This window comes from Plantactinospora sp. B5E13, from assembly GCF_039871775.1.
GTDB lineage: Bacteria > Actinomycetota > Actinomycetes > Mycobacteriales > Micromonosporaceae > Plantactinospora.
Genome location: NZ_JBDPLT010000002.1, coordinates 64,482 through 79,948 on the forward strand (window position 1 = coordinate 64,482; position 15,467 = coordinate 79,948).

16 protein-coding genes and 1 pseudogene are annotated in these 15,467 nt (G+C 69.2%); 11 read left to right on the top strand and 6 right to left on the bottom strand.

What is annotated here, in order from left to right; all coding sequences use genetic code 11:
- Window positions 1–7: 7 nt before the first annotated feature.
- Both ABGB05_RS02180 and ABGB05_RS02185 read right to left on the bottom strand, forming a co-directional pair.
- Window positions 8–922: a LysR family transcriptional regulator gene (locus ABGB05_RS02180; protein ID WP_347651410.1), complete on the bottom strand. Its 915-nt coding sequence runs from the start codon at window positions 920–922 to the stop codon at window positions 8–10.
- 50 nt (window positions 923–972) lie between these two features.
- Window positions 973–1,710, bottom strand: a complete 738-nt coding sequence (locus ABGB05_RS02185; protein WP_347651411.1) for an SDR family oxidoreductase — start codon at window positions 1,708–1,710, stop codon at window positions 973–975.
- A gap of 226 nt (window positions 1,711–1,936) precedes the next feature.
- Here ABGB05_RS02185 and ABGB05_RS02190 point away from each other — a divergent pair, with 226 nt between their 5' ends.
- A complete protein-coding gene (locus tag ABGB05_RS02190; RefSeq protein ID WP_347651412.1) occupies window positions 1,937–2,194 on the top strand; it encodes a hypothetical protein in 258 nt (85 codons plus the stop codon).
- Between the two features lie 56 nt (window positions 2,195–2,250).
- Here the strand turns inward: ABGB05_RS02190 and ABGB05_RS02195 are convergent, their stop codons facing one another.
- Complete coding sequence (locus ABGB05_RS02195) at window positions 2,251–3,189, bottom strand: hypothetical protein (RefSeq protein ID WP_347651413.1); 939 nt, start codon at window positions 3,187–3,189, stop codon at window positions 2,251–2,253.
- A gap of 166 nt (window positions 3,190–3,355) precedes the next feature.
- On the opposite strand from ABGB05_RS02195, the gene ABGB05_RS02200 reads away from it, so the two are divergent.
- Window positions 3,356–3,736, top strand: coding sequence for a hypothetical protein (locus tag ABGB05_RS02200; protein ID WP_347651414.1), 381 nt, complete (start codon window positions 3,356–3,358; stop codon window positions 3,734–3,736).
- Between the two features lie 198 nt (window positions 3,737–3,934).
- Here ABGB05_RS02200 and ABGB05_RS02205 read toward each other — a convergent pair whose 3' ends face one another.
- A complete protein-coding gene (locus ABGB05_RS02205) occupies window positions 3,935–4,093 on the bottom strand; it encodes a hypothetical protein (RefSeq protein ID WP_347651415.1) in 159 nt (52 codons plus the stop codon).
- A gap of 547 nt (window positions 4,094–4,640) precedes the next feature.
- Here ABGB05_RS02205 and ABGB05_RS02210 point away from each other — a divergent pair.
- From ABGB05_RS02210 to ABGB05_RS02250, 9 genes and pseudogenes are all read left to right on the top strand, one after another.
- Window positions 4,641–4,952, top strand: coding sequence for a YbaB/EbfC family nucleoid-associated protein (locus ABGB05_RS02210; RefSeq protein WP_347651674.1), 312 nt, complete (start codon window positions 4,641–4,643; stop codon window positions 4,950–4,952).
- Window positions 4,953–4,962: 10 nt separating this feature from the next.
- Window positions 4,963–5,556 carry a recombination mediator RecR gene (gene recR, locus ABGB05_RS02215; RefSeq protein ID WP_347651416.1) on the top strand — a complete coding sequence of 198 codons (594 nt, stop codon included), beginning with the start codon at window positions 4,963–4,965 and terminating at the stop codon, window positions 5,554–5,556.
- A gap of 432 nt (window positions 5,557–5,988) precedes the next feature.
- Window positions 5,989–7,653 carry an ABC transporter substrate-binding protein gene (locus tag ABGB05_RS02220; protein WP_347651417.1) on the top strand — a complete coding sequence of 555 codons (1,665 nt, stop codon included), beginning with the start codon at window positions 5,989–5,991 and terminating at the stop codon, window positions 7,651–7,653.
- Between the two features lie 135 nt (window positions 7,654–7,788).
- A complete protein-coding gene (locus ABGB05_RS02225) occupies window positions 7,789–8,793 on the top strand; it encodes an ABC transporter permease (protein ID WP_347651418.1) in 1,005 nt (334 codons plus the stop codon).
- 159 nt (window positions 8,794–8,952) lie between these two features.
- On the top strand, window positions 8,953–9,930 hold the full coding sequence (locus ABGB05_RS02230; protein ID WP_347651419.1) for an ABC transporter permease: 978 nt from the start codon (window positions 8,953–8,955) through the stop codon (window positions 9,928–9,930).
- A 193-nt stretch (window positions 9,931–10,123) separates the two neighbouring features.
- Window positions 10,124–11,251 carry an ABC transporter ATP-binding protein gene (locus ABGB05_RS02235; RefSeq protein ID WP_347651420.1) on the top strand — a complete coding sequence of 376 codons (1,128 nt, stop codon included), beginning with the start codon at window positions 10,124–10,126 and terminating at the stop codon, window positions 11,249–11,251.
- Window positions 11,248–12,378, top strand: coding sequence for an ABC transporter ATP-binding protein (locus ABGB05_RS02240; protein WP_347651421.1), 1,131 nt, complete (start codon window positions 11,248–11,250; stop codon window positions 12,376–12,378). Before ABGB05_RS02235 ends, ABGB05_RS02240 begins: the two co-directional genes overlap by 4 nt.
- A gap of 296 nt (window positions 12,379–12,674) precedes the next feature.
- Entirely contained in the window at window positions 12,675–13,445 is a 771-nt protein-coding gene (locus ABGB05_RS02245) for a dienelactone hydrolase family protein (protein WP_347651422.1), read from the top strand.
- Window positions 13,446–13,706: 261 nt separating this feature from the next.
- Window positions 13,707–13,892 (top strand): annotated as a pseudogene (locus ABGB05_RS02250) (IS5/IS1182 family transposase); the annotation flags it as partial.
- Between the two features lie 106 nt (window positions 13,893–13,998).
- Here the strand turns inward: ABGB05_RS02250 and ABGB05_RS02255 are convergent.
- Window positions 13,999–14,880 (bottom strand): SRPBCC family protein, encoded by an 882-nt coding sequence (locus ABGB05_RS02255; protein WP_347651423.1) that lies wholly within the window; start codon window positions 14,878–14,880, stop codon window positions 13,999–14,001.
- On the bottom strand, window positions 14,877–15,431 hold the full coding sequence (locus ABGB05_RS02260) for a helix-turn-helix domain-containing protein (RefSeq protein WP_347651424.1): 555 nt from the start codon (window positions 15,429–15,431) through the stop codon (window positions 14,877–14,879). The genes ABGB05_RS02255 and ABGB05_RS02260 overlap by 4 nt, the downstream gene beginning before the upstream one ends.
- Window positions 15,432–15,467 lie beyond the last annotated feature (36 nt).

Below are 15,467 nucleotides of genomic sequence, written 5' to 3' on the forward strand. Positions count from 1 at the left end.
GCCCCGGTCAGGCCGCCGGTCGCGGAGGCCCGTCGTCCTCCAGATGCGCGTCGACCAACTCGAGCAGGGCGGTGGTGGCCGCGCTGATCCGTCGCCCCCGGGCCGTGGCCACGTGCAGTGACCACTCCAATGACTGGTCGGTCACCGGTAACGCGCTGACCTCGGGCCCCGGCGGCACCGCCCGGACCGGAAGGATGGTCACCCCGAGCCCGTGCCGGACGAAGTTCGCGGCCATGACCACGTCACTGACCTCCATGGTGATGGTCCGCTCCACCCCGGCGGCGGCGAAGGCGTCGTCGTTGCGGGTCCGGTTCGCGTACCCGATCGGATAGTCGATGAACTGCTCGTTCGCCACTTCGGCCAGGGTGACCGAGCGCCGGTCGGCCAGCGGATGCCCGGCCGGGACCACCAGCACCTGCGGGATCCGGACCAGTTGCCGGCTGTCCAGACCCGGGAACGGTCGTCTGCCGACCCCGAGGAAGGCGACGTCGATCTCGTGGTTGACCAGTGACCGGGCCAGCCCTGCCGATCCGTCCGAGGCGGCCGCCCGCAGCCAGAGTTTGACCAGCGGGTGTCGGGTGTGGAAGTCGCTCAGCAGGCCGGCGAAGTCGACACCGCCGACCCCGGTCAGGCAGCCCAGGACCACGGTGCCGCTGAGTTCCCGGCAGACCCGGCGGACCGCGTCCCGGGCCGCCTGCGCGGTGTCGAGGGTGGCCCGGGCCTCGGGTAGCAGGGCCTCGCCGGCGCTGGTCAGCACCACCCGCTGGGCGCTGCGTTCGAACAGCGGTGCGCCCAGTTCGCGCTCCAACGTCGAGATGGCGGCCGAGACCGCCGACTGGACCACGTGCAGCCGGCTCGCGGCTCGGGTGAAGCTCCGCTCGGCGGCGACGGCGAGGAAGTACTCCAGGTGCCTGAGTTCCACACCGCCAACGATCACATACTCCGAGGTACGGGCGGCCCGTGCCCGGCCGCTCAGACGGCGCCGCCGTTCGCGTACAGCACCTGGCCGTTGATCCAGCGGCCCGGGCCGGCGAGGAAGGCCACGATCCCGGAGATGTCCTCCGGAGCGCCGATCCGGCCCAGTGGCGGCTCGGCGGCGATCCGGTTGATGGTCTCCTCGTCCTTGCCCCGGAGGAAGAGTTCGGTGGCGACCGGACCGGGGGCGACCGCGTTCACGGTGATGTCCCGGCCGCGCAGCTCGCGGGCGAGGATCAGGGTCATCGACTCCACCCCACCCTTGGTCGCGGCGTACGCGGCGTAGCCGGGCCGCTGGAACCGGGTGATCGAGCTGGAGATGTTGACGATCGCCCCGCCGGCGCGCAGCCGGCGGGCCGCCTGCTGGTTCACCAGCAGGGTGCCGCGCAGGTTGATCCGCAGCACCCGGTCCAGGGTCTCCGGGTCGAGGTCGACCAGCGGCCCGGTCGGCATGATCCCGGCCGCGTTCACCAGGACGTCGACGCCCCCGAACTCCCCTTCGGCCCTGTCGAAGAGGGCGGCGACGGCCTGTTCGTCGGCGACGTCGGCCTGTACCGCGGTCGCGGTGCCGCCGGCATCGGTCAGCGCGGCGACCGTGCTGTCCGCGTCCGCCTGGTTGCCGGCGTAGTTCACCACCACCGCGTACCCGTTCTCCGCCAACTGGACGGCGATCTGCCGTCCGATGCCGCGCGATCCGCCGGTGACGATCGCGACCCGCTGGTTGGTGCTGCTCATCTGGAACCTCCGTTAGCCCGCTGCCTCGGTGACGGGATCAAGCGTGGTCCGGAACCACGATCAACGCCAACGAATCATTCAGATGGGCAGTATCAACAGAAGTGATCCGAGGGCGTTCGGCGGCGGTTACCCGGAATCCGGCCGGCCACTACGGTCCCGCCAGCTGCCTGCCCGCTGCCCTTCCGGGGCGGCTCCGGCGGCCGGTGGGTGGCGGGGCGGCCTCGCGGTGATCCGGGAGACCGGACGCCGGGTGAACGGCCGGCTCGACGTCGACGCGGCCACGATCGGACTGCTGGACCTGCACACGGGCGAGTACCGACGGCTGCTCGACGTCGCCTCGGCCAGGGGCGGCTACCAGGGCATGCCGGGCCACATGGCGGCGTTCAGTCCGGACGGGGTCACGGGTGGCCATCCAGATCGCCGACCGGATCACCGTACTGACCCGCGACGCCGTCCCCGCCAGCAGCTTCGTCCTGACCCATGACAGTCAACTGGCCGGCAAGGGCGCCTTCACCCCGGACGGTACGGCGATCGCGGTGGTCAGCAGGGCGGCCTACCAGCCGTATCCGTGGCTGGCTCCGCAGTGGGATCCGGACCTCGCGGCGGAGCCCGATCCGACGACTGATCGACTAATGTCCCCGTCGTGCTGATCGTGTGCGGGGAATGTGGTTTTGGCGATGACAGTGAAGGTCCATATTGTCTCGAGTGCGGTGCGCGGCTACCCGATCCCGGCCAGCCAGACTCTGTCAAGCCCTCGGAGTCCACATCGGTCAAGCTGACTCCCGCCGAGCCTGCCTCCGACGAGTCGACCGGGTCGGCGCCCGCATCTCCGGTTACCACGCCGGCCGGGCCCGGATCCACGCCGACCGAGGCGACCGAGATCGCCTCGGGGACGAGCGCTGCCGGCACGACGGATTCGACGGAAGCCACGCCATCGGCGACCGGGACCGCGCCGAAGGTGTCGGCTGCGGCTCCAGCACCGACGAACGCGTCCAGCACGAACGCGTCGACCGAATCGACCGCGTCAACCGGAACAACGGCGTCAACCGGAACAACGGCGTCAACCGGAACAACGGCGTCAACCGGAACAACGGCGTCGCTCGCAACGGCGTCGACCGGAACGACCGGATCGACTGCGTCGACCGCAACGGCGTCGACTGCAACGGCTGCGTCGAGCGCAACGGCGTCGACTGGTACGGCCGGCGCGACCGGGACGTCGGCCGGCGCGGAACCGTCGAAGATCAGGGTAGTCGAGGCGCCGACACCCGGGCCGTCCACACCGAAGTCGCCGGACGAATCCCAACCGGCGGCAATGCCGCGTGCCCTGCTGCCGATGGTGATGGTCGTCGCGCTACTGCTGGTCGGTGCCGCGGTCTGGCTGACCCGCGACTCGTCGCCCGGCATACCGGTGACGGCGCAACCCATCACGCCGGCCCCGGTGGGCCCGATGCCGCCACCACCCGATCCGGCAGTCGTCACTCCGACCCCGCCGCCGCTCAGCGGTGGACCAGGCCAGCAGTCTGCCGGTGGCCGACCGGGCCAGTCTGCCGGCGGTGGACCAAGCCGGCAGACTGCCGGCGGCGGGCCAGCCGGAGCCGGACCAGCGGGGCCGGGACCCACCGCGCAGACGACCCCGCCCCGGGAGGTGCCCCGGACGCAGCCCAGGACCACCGCACCGGCCAAGGCCAGCCCGACGAAAAGCTCGGGCTCCAACAAGCCCGCACTTTCCCTCAGCGGCAGCGCAACCGCCGTGTGCCGGGACGGGGGGTGGGTACTCAGCGTCTCCGCCCGGGCTACCGGCTTCACCGATACCAACGTCGTCGTACATACCGCCAAGGGCGGCGGTAGTTACGCGGGTTCGAACATCGGCAGCGGTCCGACGTCGTTCAGTGGCCTGGCACCCACTCCCGCCATCTACGGTGCGCTGACGGTGGATTCCATTGAGTGGTACCTCTGGGCCTACGAGGAAAATCAACACGAGGTCCGCTCGCCCCATTACACGACCTACAAGCCGGCCTGCGCCTGACGACAGACCGGCCGAGGCGGCGCACCGATCAGCGGTACGTGGCGCTGCCGAGGAAGGCCGGGCATCAGGACTGCGCCCGGGCAGGGGCCTGTCCCGTCGTACCCGAGGACGCTCACGGGATCCGGGGCTCCGAACCAGAGCTCCGGATCCCGTACCGCCCGGCCGCGTGACGCTACCGCCGACGGTCGGCAACTTGGATCACGAAACCGACTGGATGTCGTTCGGGACTTCGACCAAGGCAAGGTTGTCCGTGCCGCCCTGGCGACGGGCGCTACGGCGTACCCCTGCGCGCAGCGGGATGGGCAGGGTCACCAGCAGCGCCCCGGCCACCGCGGCCAGCAGCAGCGCGACGCCCATCGAAAGTTGACCTTGGGTGCCCATGAAGTGCACGTCGGATGGTTGGCCGTTCTGCAAAATGAAGATCAGCAGTACCAGTATCGGGTACGGGTCGGCGCCACCGGACGGGTCTCATCGTCGATCGCACAGTTGTCTCGATCAGCGGCTGACCGTGCTTGGCTGAGAAACCTTGTCGTGGCCGGACCTTCTCTCGCGATGGTGCGCGGAGTCCGTAAAACCCGGAGCGCCGGGGTCCAAGAACACTGTCGGCTTAGTCCTGAACGAGATTACCCGTAGGTCCGCGATGTCGGAGTTGCCCGCCTGCCGGAGAGAGGCTCCGGCGAGCCCTGGCGTTCGCCGCGCTCTGGCACAGGCGCGGGCACGAACCGCAGGCCGGAAGCCGGTCGTTGCTGGTCGAACCCCGGTCAACGGCAGCCACTCGCTGCCCCAAGGGATGCGAGCCGCCGGTCGGCGCCGGTCGCAGCGTACTGTGGGCTAGCCCGTACTAGGCTGGGGTCGACGTTTGCCGAACCAAGGAGTCGCCGTGCGCCCGGGTGGACAGCCCAACCTGCAGCAGATGATGAAGCAGGCGCAGAAGATGCAGCAGCAGCTCGCCGCCGCGCAGGCGGAGCTGGCCGAGGCGGAGCTGACCGGCACTGCCGGTGGCGGCCTGGTGACCGTGACCATGACCGGTGCGGGCGAGGTCAAGACGATCAAGATCGACCCGAAGGCGGTCGACCCGGAGGACGTCGAGACCCTCGAGGACCTGGTGCTGGCGGCCGTGCACAACGCCCACGACGAGGTGCGCAGGCTGACCGAGGAGAAGATGGGCCCGGTCACCGGCGGCCTGGGCGGCGGCCTCGGCCCGCTCGGTTTCTGAGTAACCCCCGATGTACGAGGGTGCCATCCAGGATCTGATCGACGAGCTGGGCCGGCTGCCGGGCGTGGGCCCGAAGAGCGCCCAGCGGATCGCCTTCCACGTCCTCTCCGCCGACCCGGCCGACGTAACCCGGCTGGCGACCGCGCTGCGTCGGGTCAAGGAACTGGTGCGGTTCTGCACCACCTGCTACAACGTCGCCGAGGCCGAGCAGTGCCGGGTCTGTCGTGACCCACGTCGTACCGACGAGGTGCTCTGTGTGGTCGAGGAGCCGAAGGACGTGGTGGCGATCGAGCGGACCGGCGAGTTCCGGGGCCGCTACCACGTGCTCGGCGGGGCGATCAATCCGCTCGAGGGCGTGGGCCCGGACAACCTGCGGATCCGGGAGCTGCTGCTCCGGCTCGGCACCGGCACGGTCAAGGAGCTGATCCTCGCCACCGACCCGAACACCGAGGGCGAGGCGACCGCGACCTACCTGGCGCTGATGGTCAAGCCGATGGGCATCTCGGTGACCCGACTGGCCAGCGGCCTGCCGGTCGGCGGCGATCTGGAGTACGCCGACGAGATCACGCTCGGCCGCGCCTTCGAGGGCCGTCGGGCGATCTGACCGACGGCGACCGTCACGTCCGCCGGCGGCTCTTTCATCGACGCCTGTTCGCCGGCGCCTGTTCGCTGGCGGCTCTTTCGCCTGAAGCCTGGTTCGTCGGCGGCCCTTCGTCGACGCCTGTGCGCCGGCGGGCTGTCCGACGGCCGTCGGAGCGGTCCGCGTGGTGGGGGGCGGACAGGCCGTCCGGGTCTGACATCGGGGCAGATCAACACGACGATGCATGTAACAACTTCGCATAGTCTGATCAGGACAAAATAGCCCGTTTGTTGACCATGTCGGACGCTCTGTCGTCCGCATCATGACGGTCAGGACACGATCAGGTACCAACCCCCTCCCGGGCCGTTTCCGCCCCGTCCGCATGGCGGCTAATGTCTCGCCATCGGTGGCCCCCGTCACCGCGTTTGTCGTATCCACAGGACGAGGTGAAGCACCATGCGTGCACCAAGACCGAAGGTCGCGATCGCGGCCGCCGCGGTCGCGGCCCTCGCGGTAGCCGGCTGTGCCGAGAGCGACCGCGGAGATTCGGGCTCGAGTTCGAAGGACACCCTGGTCTTCGGCGTGGCCGGCGACCCGAAGGTGCTCGACCCCAGCCTGGCCAGTGACGGCGAGTCGCTGCGGATCGCCCGGCAGATGTTCGAGACCCTGGTCAAGCCCGAAGAGGGCGGCACCAAGGTCACGCCCGGTCTGGCCGAGAGCTGGACCCCGGACTCGACCGGCACCGTCTGGACCTTCAAGCTCCGCTCCGGCGTGAAGTTCCACGATGGTACGGACTTCAACGCCGAGGCGGTCTGCGTCAACTTCAACCGGTGGTACAACGCGACCGGTCTGATGCAGAGCCCGGACGTCACGCCGTACTGGCAGGACGTGATGGGCGGCTTCGCCAAGAACGAGCGCGAGGACCTGGGCGAGAGCCTCTTCAAGTCCTGCACCGCCAAGGATGCCACCACTGTGGACCTCGCCTTCAGTCGGGTCTCCAGCAAGGTCCCGGCCGCGCTGATGCTTCCCTCGTTCTCCATCCACAGCCCCAAGGCGCTGCAGGAGTTCCAGGCCAGCAACATCGGCGGTAAGGCGGACAACATCCAGTACCCGCCGTACGCGATGCAACACCCGACCGGCACCGGGCCGTACAAGTTCAAGTCCTGGGACATCGCGAACAAGACACTGACGATCGAGCGTAACGAGGACTACACCGGCGGTCCGAAGGCGAAGATCAAGACCATCATCTTCAAGACCATCTCGGACGAGAACGCCCGCAAGCAGGCGCTGCGCTCCGGCGACATCAACGGCTACGACCTGGTCGGTCCGGCCGACGTCGAGCCACTGAAGGGTGAGGGCTTCAACGTCCTGACCCGTCCGGCGTTCAACATCCTCTACCTGGCGATCAACCAGAAGGGCAACCCGAAGCTGGCCGACATCCGGGTCCGGCAGGCGATCGCGTACGCCCTGAACCGGCAGGCGCTGGTCGACTCCAAGCTGCCCCCGGGCGCCAAGGTCGCCCTCCAGTTCATGCCGGACACCGTCGACGGCTGGAACCCGAACGTCACGCAGTACAACTACGACGTTAACAAGGCCAAGGCGCTGCTGGCCGAGGCGGGTGCCAGCAACCTGACCCTGCGGTTCCACTACCCGACCGAGGTCACCCGGCCGTACATGCCGAACCCGAAGGACCTCTTCGAACTGCTCTCGGCCGACCTCCAGGCGGTGGGCATCAAGGTCGAGGCGATCCCGCTGAAGTGGACCCCGGACTACCTGAACGCCACCAGCACCGGCACCGCGCACGACCTGCACATCCTCGGCTGGACCGGTGACTACGCCGACGGGTACAACTTCATCGGTACGTTCTTCGACCGGCAGAAGGACGAGTGGGGTTTCAACAACCCGGCGCTGTTCGACCTCTTCAAGCGGGCTGACAGCACCGCTGATCTGGCCGCCCGGGCCGAGCTGTACAAGGAGCTCAACGCCGAGATCATGAAGTTCCTGCCGGGTGTGCCGATCTCGCACTCGCCGCCGGCGATCGTGTTCGGCAAGGACGTCACCGGGGTCAAGGCGAGCCCGCTGACCGACGAGCGGTACTCCACCGCCGAGTTCACGTCCTGACCGTCGAGGAAGCGCTGAGATAGAGGAATAGGGAGTCGCGGGCGGGCGCGCCCTGACCGTCGGCCGGTAGTTCAGGCCGGAGGCCAGTCGAGCGCCCGCCCGCGCCACCCTCCGCACCCCCGCCAGAGGCCGCCTGTGTTCCGGTTCATCGTCAGACGCCTGCTGCAGCTGATACCTACGCTGTTCGGGCTCTCCATCCTTCTGTTCATCTGGCTGCACCGGCTGCCCGGCGGCCCGGAGACCGCGATCCTCGGCGAGCGTGGCACGCCGGAGATGCGGGCCGCGATCCGCGCGAACCTCGGCCTGGACGAGCCGATCCTGGTGCAGTACGGCCGGTTCATGCGGCGGATGATCCGTCTCGACCTCGGCAGTTCGATCGCCACCAAACGTGAGGTCACGACCGAGTTCCTGCAGCGGTTCCCGGGCACCGTCGAACTGGCGGTCACCGCGATGATCATCGCGATCGCGGTGGGCATTCCCCTCGGTTACCTCGCCGCCCGTCGTCGCGGCCGACTGCTCGACCACGTCTCGGTCGCCGGATCGCTGGTCGGCATCTGCATCCCGGTCTTCTTCCTGGCGTACGTCCTGAAGGCGATCTTCGCCGAGAACCTGCACCTGTTCCCGTCCACCGGACGGCAGGACCCGACCATCGACGCCACCCGGGTCACCAACTTCTTCGTCCTGGACGGACTGCTGACCCGCGAGTGGGACGCCGCCGCCGACGCGCTCTGGCACCTCGTGCTGCCCGGTCTGGCGTTGGCCAGCATCCCGCTGGCGATCATCGTCCGGATCACCCGGGCCAGCGTGCTGGAGGTGCTCGGCGAGGACTACATCCGGACCGCCGAGGCCAAGGGCCTCACCGAGCGGGTGGTACGCGGCCGGCACGTGCTGCGCAACGCGATGCTGCCGGTGGCGACCACCATCGGTCTGCTCACCGGCGGTCTGCTCTCCGGTGCGGTGCTCACCGAGACGGTCTTCGCGTTCAACGGCATCGGCGCGTTCATCGCCGACTCGATCAGCCAGCGGGACTACCCGGTGCTGATGGGCTTCATCATGATCATCGCGGTGCTGTTCGTCCTCGTGAACCTGATCGTCGATCTCTCCTACAGCCTGATCGACCCGAGGGTGAGGGTCCGATGAGGACGATCCGGTTCAAGAGCGGGGTGTTGGTGAGCGCGAGGAGTGAGCGAGCGCAGCGAGTGAGCCCCGCAGTCGCGAACGAAGGACGGCTCTGGTGAGCGCGAGGAGTGAGCGAGCGCAGCGAGTGAGCCCCGCAGTCGCGAACGAAGGACGGCGCCGATGACCATCACGGACAGGGCTCGGAAGAAGGCGGAGAAGCTCGACCGGCTCGGCGAACTCTCCGCGATGCGCGACGACGAACGCGGGGTCAGCCTCTGGCAGGAGGCGTTCCGTCGGCTGCGGCGTAACCCGGCGGCGATCGTCGGCGCGGTGGTCCTCGGGATCTTCGTGCTCGTCGCGATCGTCGGCCCGTTCTTCGTGCCGTACGGGCCGACGGACACGGTCGGCATCCGGGAAGGGCTGGTCAAGTCCGGCCAGGGCATCATTCCCGGTTCGTCCGCCGACCACTGGCTCGGCTTCGACCACCAGGGGCGGGACGAGTTCAGTCGGCTGATCGTTGGTGCCCGGCAGACCCTGCTGGTCGGCGTGGTCTCGACCCTGATCGGTCTGGCCGTCGGCGCGCTGGTCGGCGGGATCGCCGGCGCCGCCGCCGGTCTGGGCGGGCGCTGGGGCCGCTGGGTCGACACCACCCTGATGCGGATCGTCGACATGCTGCTGGCGCTGCCCAGCCTGCTGCTCGCGGTCAGCATCGCGGCACTGCTCGGCGCCAGCCTGACCACGGTGATGATCGCGGTCGGTGTGGTCTCGGTGCCGGTCTTCGCACGGCTGCTGCGCGGCTCGATGATCGCCCAGTCGAACAGCGACTACGTGCTCGCCGCCACCTCGCTCGGGGTACGGCGCACCCGGATCGCGCTCAGTCACGTGCTGCCCAACTCGCTCGCCCCGGTCATCGTGCAGGCGACACTCACCCTGGCCACCGCGATCATCGAGGCGGCGGCGCTCTCCTTCCTCGGCCTCGGCAACCCCGACTCGGCGGTCCCGGAGTGGGGCGTGATGCTCGCCGACGCGCAGCCGTACCTCGGGATCCGGCCGGCGTTGGCGATCTATCCGGCGTTGGCGATCATCATCACCGCGCTGGGTTTCACCCTGCTCGGTGAGGCGATGCGCGAGGCCCTCGACCCGAAGCTGCGGAAGTAGTGGCTCCCGTGAGTGCCGGAACAGTGAGCGCGAGGAGTGAGCTTGCGAGCCCCGCAGTCGCGAACGAAAGGCCGGAACGGTGAGCGCGAGGAGTGAGCTTGCGAGCCCCGCAGTCGCGAACGAAAGGCCGGAACGGTGAGCGCGAGGAGTGAGCTTGCGAGCCCCGCAGTCGCGAACGAAAGGCCGGCACAGCATGGCACTGCTTGAGGTGGACAATCTCTCCGTCACGTTCCGCCAGCGCGGCAAGCGTACGGTCCGGGCGGTCGACGGGGTGTCGTTCTCGGTGGACGCGGGTGAGGTCGTCGGTCTGGTCGGCGAGTCCGGCTGCGGCAAGAGTGTGACCTCGCTGGCCCTGATGGGGCTGCTGCCTCGGCAGGCCGGGATCACGGTCGAGGGGCGGGCGGACTTCGACGGCACCGACCTGCTCAGGGTCGACCGGCGGACGATGCGGGACATCCGGGGCCGGGACGTGGCGATGATCTTCCAGGATCCGCTCTCCTCGCTGAACCCGGTCATTCCGATCGGCCGACAGGTCACCGAGGTGCTCACCCGGCACCGGGGGCTGGGCGGCGACGCGGCCCGCAAGGAGGCGGCCGAGCTGCTGGACCGGGTCGGCATCCCGGACCCGACTCGGCGGCTGAAGGAGTATCCGCACCAGCTCTCCGGCGGGATGCGTCAGCGGGCGCTGATCGCCATCGCGGTGGCCTGCCAGCCCCGGCTGCTGATCGCCGACGAGCCCACCACGGCGCTCGACGTGACCATCCAGGCGCAGATCCTGGAGCTGTTGAAGGACCTGGTACGCGACTCCGGCACCGCCCTCGTCATGATCACCCATGATCTGGGGGTGGTCGCCGGCATGTGCGACACGGTCAATGTGCTCTACGCCGGCCGGGTGGTCGAGACCGCCCGCCGCCGGCCGCTCTTCGCCGAGCCGCGGCACCCGTACACGGTGGGGTTGCTCGGGTCGATCCCACGCCTGGACGCGGGCCAGGGCGAGCGGCTCTCCCCGATCCCCGGTTCGGTCCGTGACGTGCTGCCGTGGGCCGAGGGCTGCGCCTTCTCGCCCCGGTGCAGCCGGCAGATGGAGGCGTGTGTCGGGGAGCCGCCGGCGATGGTGCTGACCCACACCGACCGCACCTACCGGTGTGTCAACCCGGTGCCGCCGGCCGGTGCGGTCGACCCGGCGGCGTCGGAGACCCGGGGCGATGCGGCCGCTCCGAAGGCGGAGCCGGCAGCGCGTACGCCGGCGCCGCGTACGCCGGAGCATCCGGCCGCCGAGCCGGCGTCGCGGCCCACCCGGGGTGAGGAGGAGTCGGCATGACCGAGCGGAGCGCGGAGATGACGCCGGAGCGCGGCGGGAACCTGGTCGAGGTCCGTGACCTGAAGGTGCACTTCCCGATCACCCGGGGTGTCGTCTTCGACCGGGTGGTCGGGCACGTGAAGGCGGTCGACGGGGTGGACCTGACGATCCCGCGCGGCCGGACGTACGGGCTGGTGGGCGAGTCGGGCTGCGGCAAGTCGACGCTCGGCCGGGCGCTCCTGCAGCTCACGAAGCCGACGTCGGGTCAGGTCTCCTTCGACGGTACGGAGCTGACCAGCCTGCCGGCGAACCGGATGCGGACCATGCGCCGCCGGATGCAGATGATTTTCCAGGATCCGATGTCCAGCCTGGACCCCCGGCAGAACGTCGAGTCGATCCTGGTCGAGGGTCTGCAGGCGCACGGCATCGGTGCCGACCGGGCCGCCCGTCGGGAGATCATCACCAAGACCCTGGACGCGGTCGGCCTGCCGAAGTGGGCGCTGTCCCGCTACCCGCACGAGTTCTCCGGTGGCCAGCGGCAGCGGATCGGCATCGCCCGGGCCCTGGTGCTCGGTCCCGAACTGATCGTCGCCGACGAGCCGGTCTCCGCGTTGGACGTGTCGATCCAGGCCCAGGTTGTCAACCTGCTCGATGAGCTCCAGGACGAGCTGGGGCTGACCTACCTGGTCATCGCGCACGACCTGGCGGTGGTCCGGCACATCTCCGACGTGGTCGGGGTGATGTACCTGGGTGCGTTGGTGGAGGAGGCGCCGAGTGACCGGCTCTATGCCGAGCCGCTGCACCCGTACACCCGGGCGCTGATGTCGGCGGTGCCGGTGCCGGACCCGGAGGTGGAGGACCGACGGGAGCGGATCCTGCTCGCCGGGGACCTGCCGTCGCCGGCCAACCCGCCGGCCGGCTGCCGGTTCCACACCCGCTGCCCGTGGGCGCAGCCGACCCGATGCGCCGACGAGCGGCCGGCACTGCGCCAGATCGGCACCAGCCGGGTCGCCTGTCACTGGGCCGAGCAGATCGCCAGCGGTGAACTGCGGCCGCACAAGGTGACGGGCCAGGTCACCCGGCCGGAGGACGAGGGCGAGGCGCCGCACACCGTCTCGGCGCCCAGCGAACCCGGCTCGTTTGTCTAGTCCGTGTGTCAAAGGTGGTTGGGCGACATGGGCGGCATCGCTGCCGGACGGTCGGGGTCGTCCGCCGATGCTGGCCTTGTCGAGGTGGCCGTACCCGGTGGAACGGGGAGGGGTGTGGTCGCACCGCGCGGCATCCACACCGAAGGAATCGGCTACCCCGCGCGGCTGGTGCGACCGTGCAGCCTCGTCCTTCGCGCGTAGATTCTGGTCAGATCGCAATTCACCACTGCGCATTCAGCTTCGCTGGAAGCGAACGCAGTCCAACAAAGCAACACGGTCCGGCTAGTGTCGATCTCATGATCGCAAGACGGGAAGTCAGGTATGACATCGACGGCTTGACGATGGTCGGTCACATGTCGCGGCCAAGTGGCGACGGGCCGTGGCCGGCCGTGCTTCTTGGACATGACGGCGTCGGTCTCGATGACTATCAACGCAGCCGAGCCGACGACCTCGCCGAACACGGCTATCTGACCTTCGCGATGGACTACCACGGCGGCCGGACCTTCTTCGGCGAGCCGCAAGCGATGCTGGATCGGGCCCTGCCGCTGATGGCCAACCCCGCCCGCATGTTGACCATCGGTCAGGCCGCGCTTGACGTGCTACTCGCTGAACCCGGCGCCGATCACAATCAACTTGCCACGCTCGGTTACGGGGCCGGCGGCCGAATCGTGCTGGAACTCGCCAGGACGGGAGTGCCCTTCAAAGCGCTCGCCGTAATCCACCCCGGCCTGCCAACCCCGCGCGCCGAGGACTGGACGAATGCCGGTGGGACCTTCCTGCTCTGTACCGGTTCCGAAGATCCGCTCTGTACTCCCGCTCAAATCTCAGCGTTCAGCAGCGCGCTGCAGGACGCTGGCGTCGATTGGCGAGCACACATTTATGGCGGAGCCAAACATGCCTTCTGGGCCGCTCCGACTCAGCCTGACGGGACACCTACCGGCGGCGCTGACCACCTCAGCCCCACCGTGCCCGGAGTGGGCTACCACGCTGCCCACTCCGCGCGGGCGTGGCGGGCGGTTCTCGACTTGTTCAGCGAAAGCATCGGGGCGCAGTCACCCGGTTGCTAGGCCGTGTGTCAAGAGTGGTCGGGTGACGGGGCCGGGTTGACCGGTCGGGCGTGTCGATGATCGATACGAGGCGAGGTCCCCTGGTAGATGGGTATCGACCAAGACAACCATCTGCGCGGAGACCTCGTGGCCGGTGTAGCGGTGACGAGGCGATTCGACCTGACTGACGCGCAGTGGGCGGTGCTGGAGCCGCTGCTGCCCCGACCGAAGAAGGCAGGCTGGGCGGCGTTGGCGAGCGCTGCGCCGGCCGATCACGCGTTGGGCCGCCCGCCCGCCTTTGACTCCAGCGCATATCGACAGCGCCATGCCGTCGAATGCGGCATCAACCCGCTCAAACAGCACCGCGCCGTGGCCACGCGCCACGACACACTCGCGATGCGGTACGAAGCCACCCCCACCCTCAGCATGATCGACGTCTGGCTCAGACGACTTGAACGGCACTTATGACACACGGCCCAGGCGTTCGCTCGACTTCGTCTGGGAGTCCGTCGACCGGCAGGCGGGCGGGGCCGGTACGCCGGACCCGCCCGCCTGCCGGGATGCGACCGGGTGCTCAGCCAGCGACCTGCTGCTCCGAGGCGGCGATGACCTCGTCCGGGTCGTGCAGCCAGATCGGCCGCCAGTCGGCCAGTTCGTGGAAGCGGCGCAGCTCGGCCAGCCCGCTGAGCCAACCGCTCCAGGCGCCGTACGGCGGGTTCGTGGTGTCGAAGCCGCTCTGCACGAACGACAGTTTCGTCTTGCCGTCGCTTTCCGCCAGCTCCCAGGTGACGACGCCGACCGGGCCCCAGTCGACCGTCATGCCCTTGCCGGGGGTCACCTCGAGCACCTTCGCCGGGTTGGGGTTGTTGTCGAAGCCGCCCATCGCCCACCGGCCGCCGACGTACGGCTCGATTCCGATCGGGTAGCCGAACCACGTGCTGGCCTGCTCGGAGTCGGTGAGAGACCGGTAGAGGGCGTCGGCCGAGGCGCCGATCACGATCTCCTCGCGGAAGGTCGCCGAGGTGAAGTCGGTCTTCGGGGTGAGTGGCCGCCCCTCGACGTGGTCGACCAGATTGGCGATCGCCAGCGACCAGTACGTCTGCAGCACGCCCCGGATGGTGGTGCCGCTCATCGCGTCGGCGAAGCTCCAGTGGCTCTGGGAGAGCGTGATCAGGGTCGACTCCGGGCTCTCCTCGACGAGGGTGATCTCGGTGCTCGTCTGCTCGCCGTCGAGCAGCCAGCTGAACCGGATGGTGTGGTCGTCGACGTGCTGCGGGGTCTGGTGCGGGGCGTCGCCCTCGGGGGTGTGCCGGCCCCAGAACTCGTACCGGTGCGGAAGCTCGACCTCGGCGTGCTCGGCGAGCCAGATCCGCAGTTCGGCGGGGTCGGTCAGGGCGTGCCGGACGGTCTTGAGCGGAGCGGCGGCGCGGGCGCGCAGCGTCAGCGGTGCGGTCATGGCGTACTCCTGTGTGGGTAGCAGGCGACGGCGAGCTTGAAGGCGTCACCTTCGGCTCCGCCGTAGCGGGTGAACAGGTCCTGCAGTGCGGTCCGCAGGTCGTCGAGGAACTGTTGGCGCTGCTCGGCGGGGACCCGGATCTCGCCGGAGACTCCGATCGAGGGCAGTTCTGGCGCGGTCCGGTCGAGCGCGGCGATGTCGGCCTGGACCTCTTCCATCAGGTTGAGCAGGTAGCCCAGGCTCAGCTCGTCCTGCGCCTTGCGTAGCCCGAGCCGGCCGACCAGCCGGGGCGACAGCCAGTACGACCGGGCACTGGCCTGGTAGATCCCCTCGTGGATGCCGCGGACCTTCCGTTCCGAGACCTGGTCGACGAGGCCGGCCTCGACCAGGCGTTTCACGTGGTAGTAGACGCGTTGGGGGGTCTGGTCGAGCCGGGCCGCCACCTCGGTGCAGGTGCGCGGCTCGGCGAGTTGCCGCAGCACCTCGATGCGCTGCGGCTTGAGCAGGGTCTCCGCCTGCTCGATCTGTTCGAGGTAGATCACGTCTCTCATGGCAAAAATCATCCTGTATGTAAAACAAAATTTTGT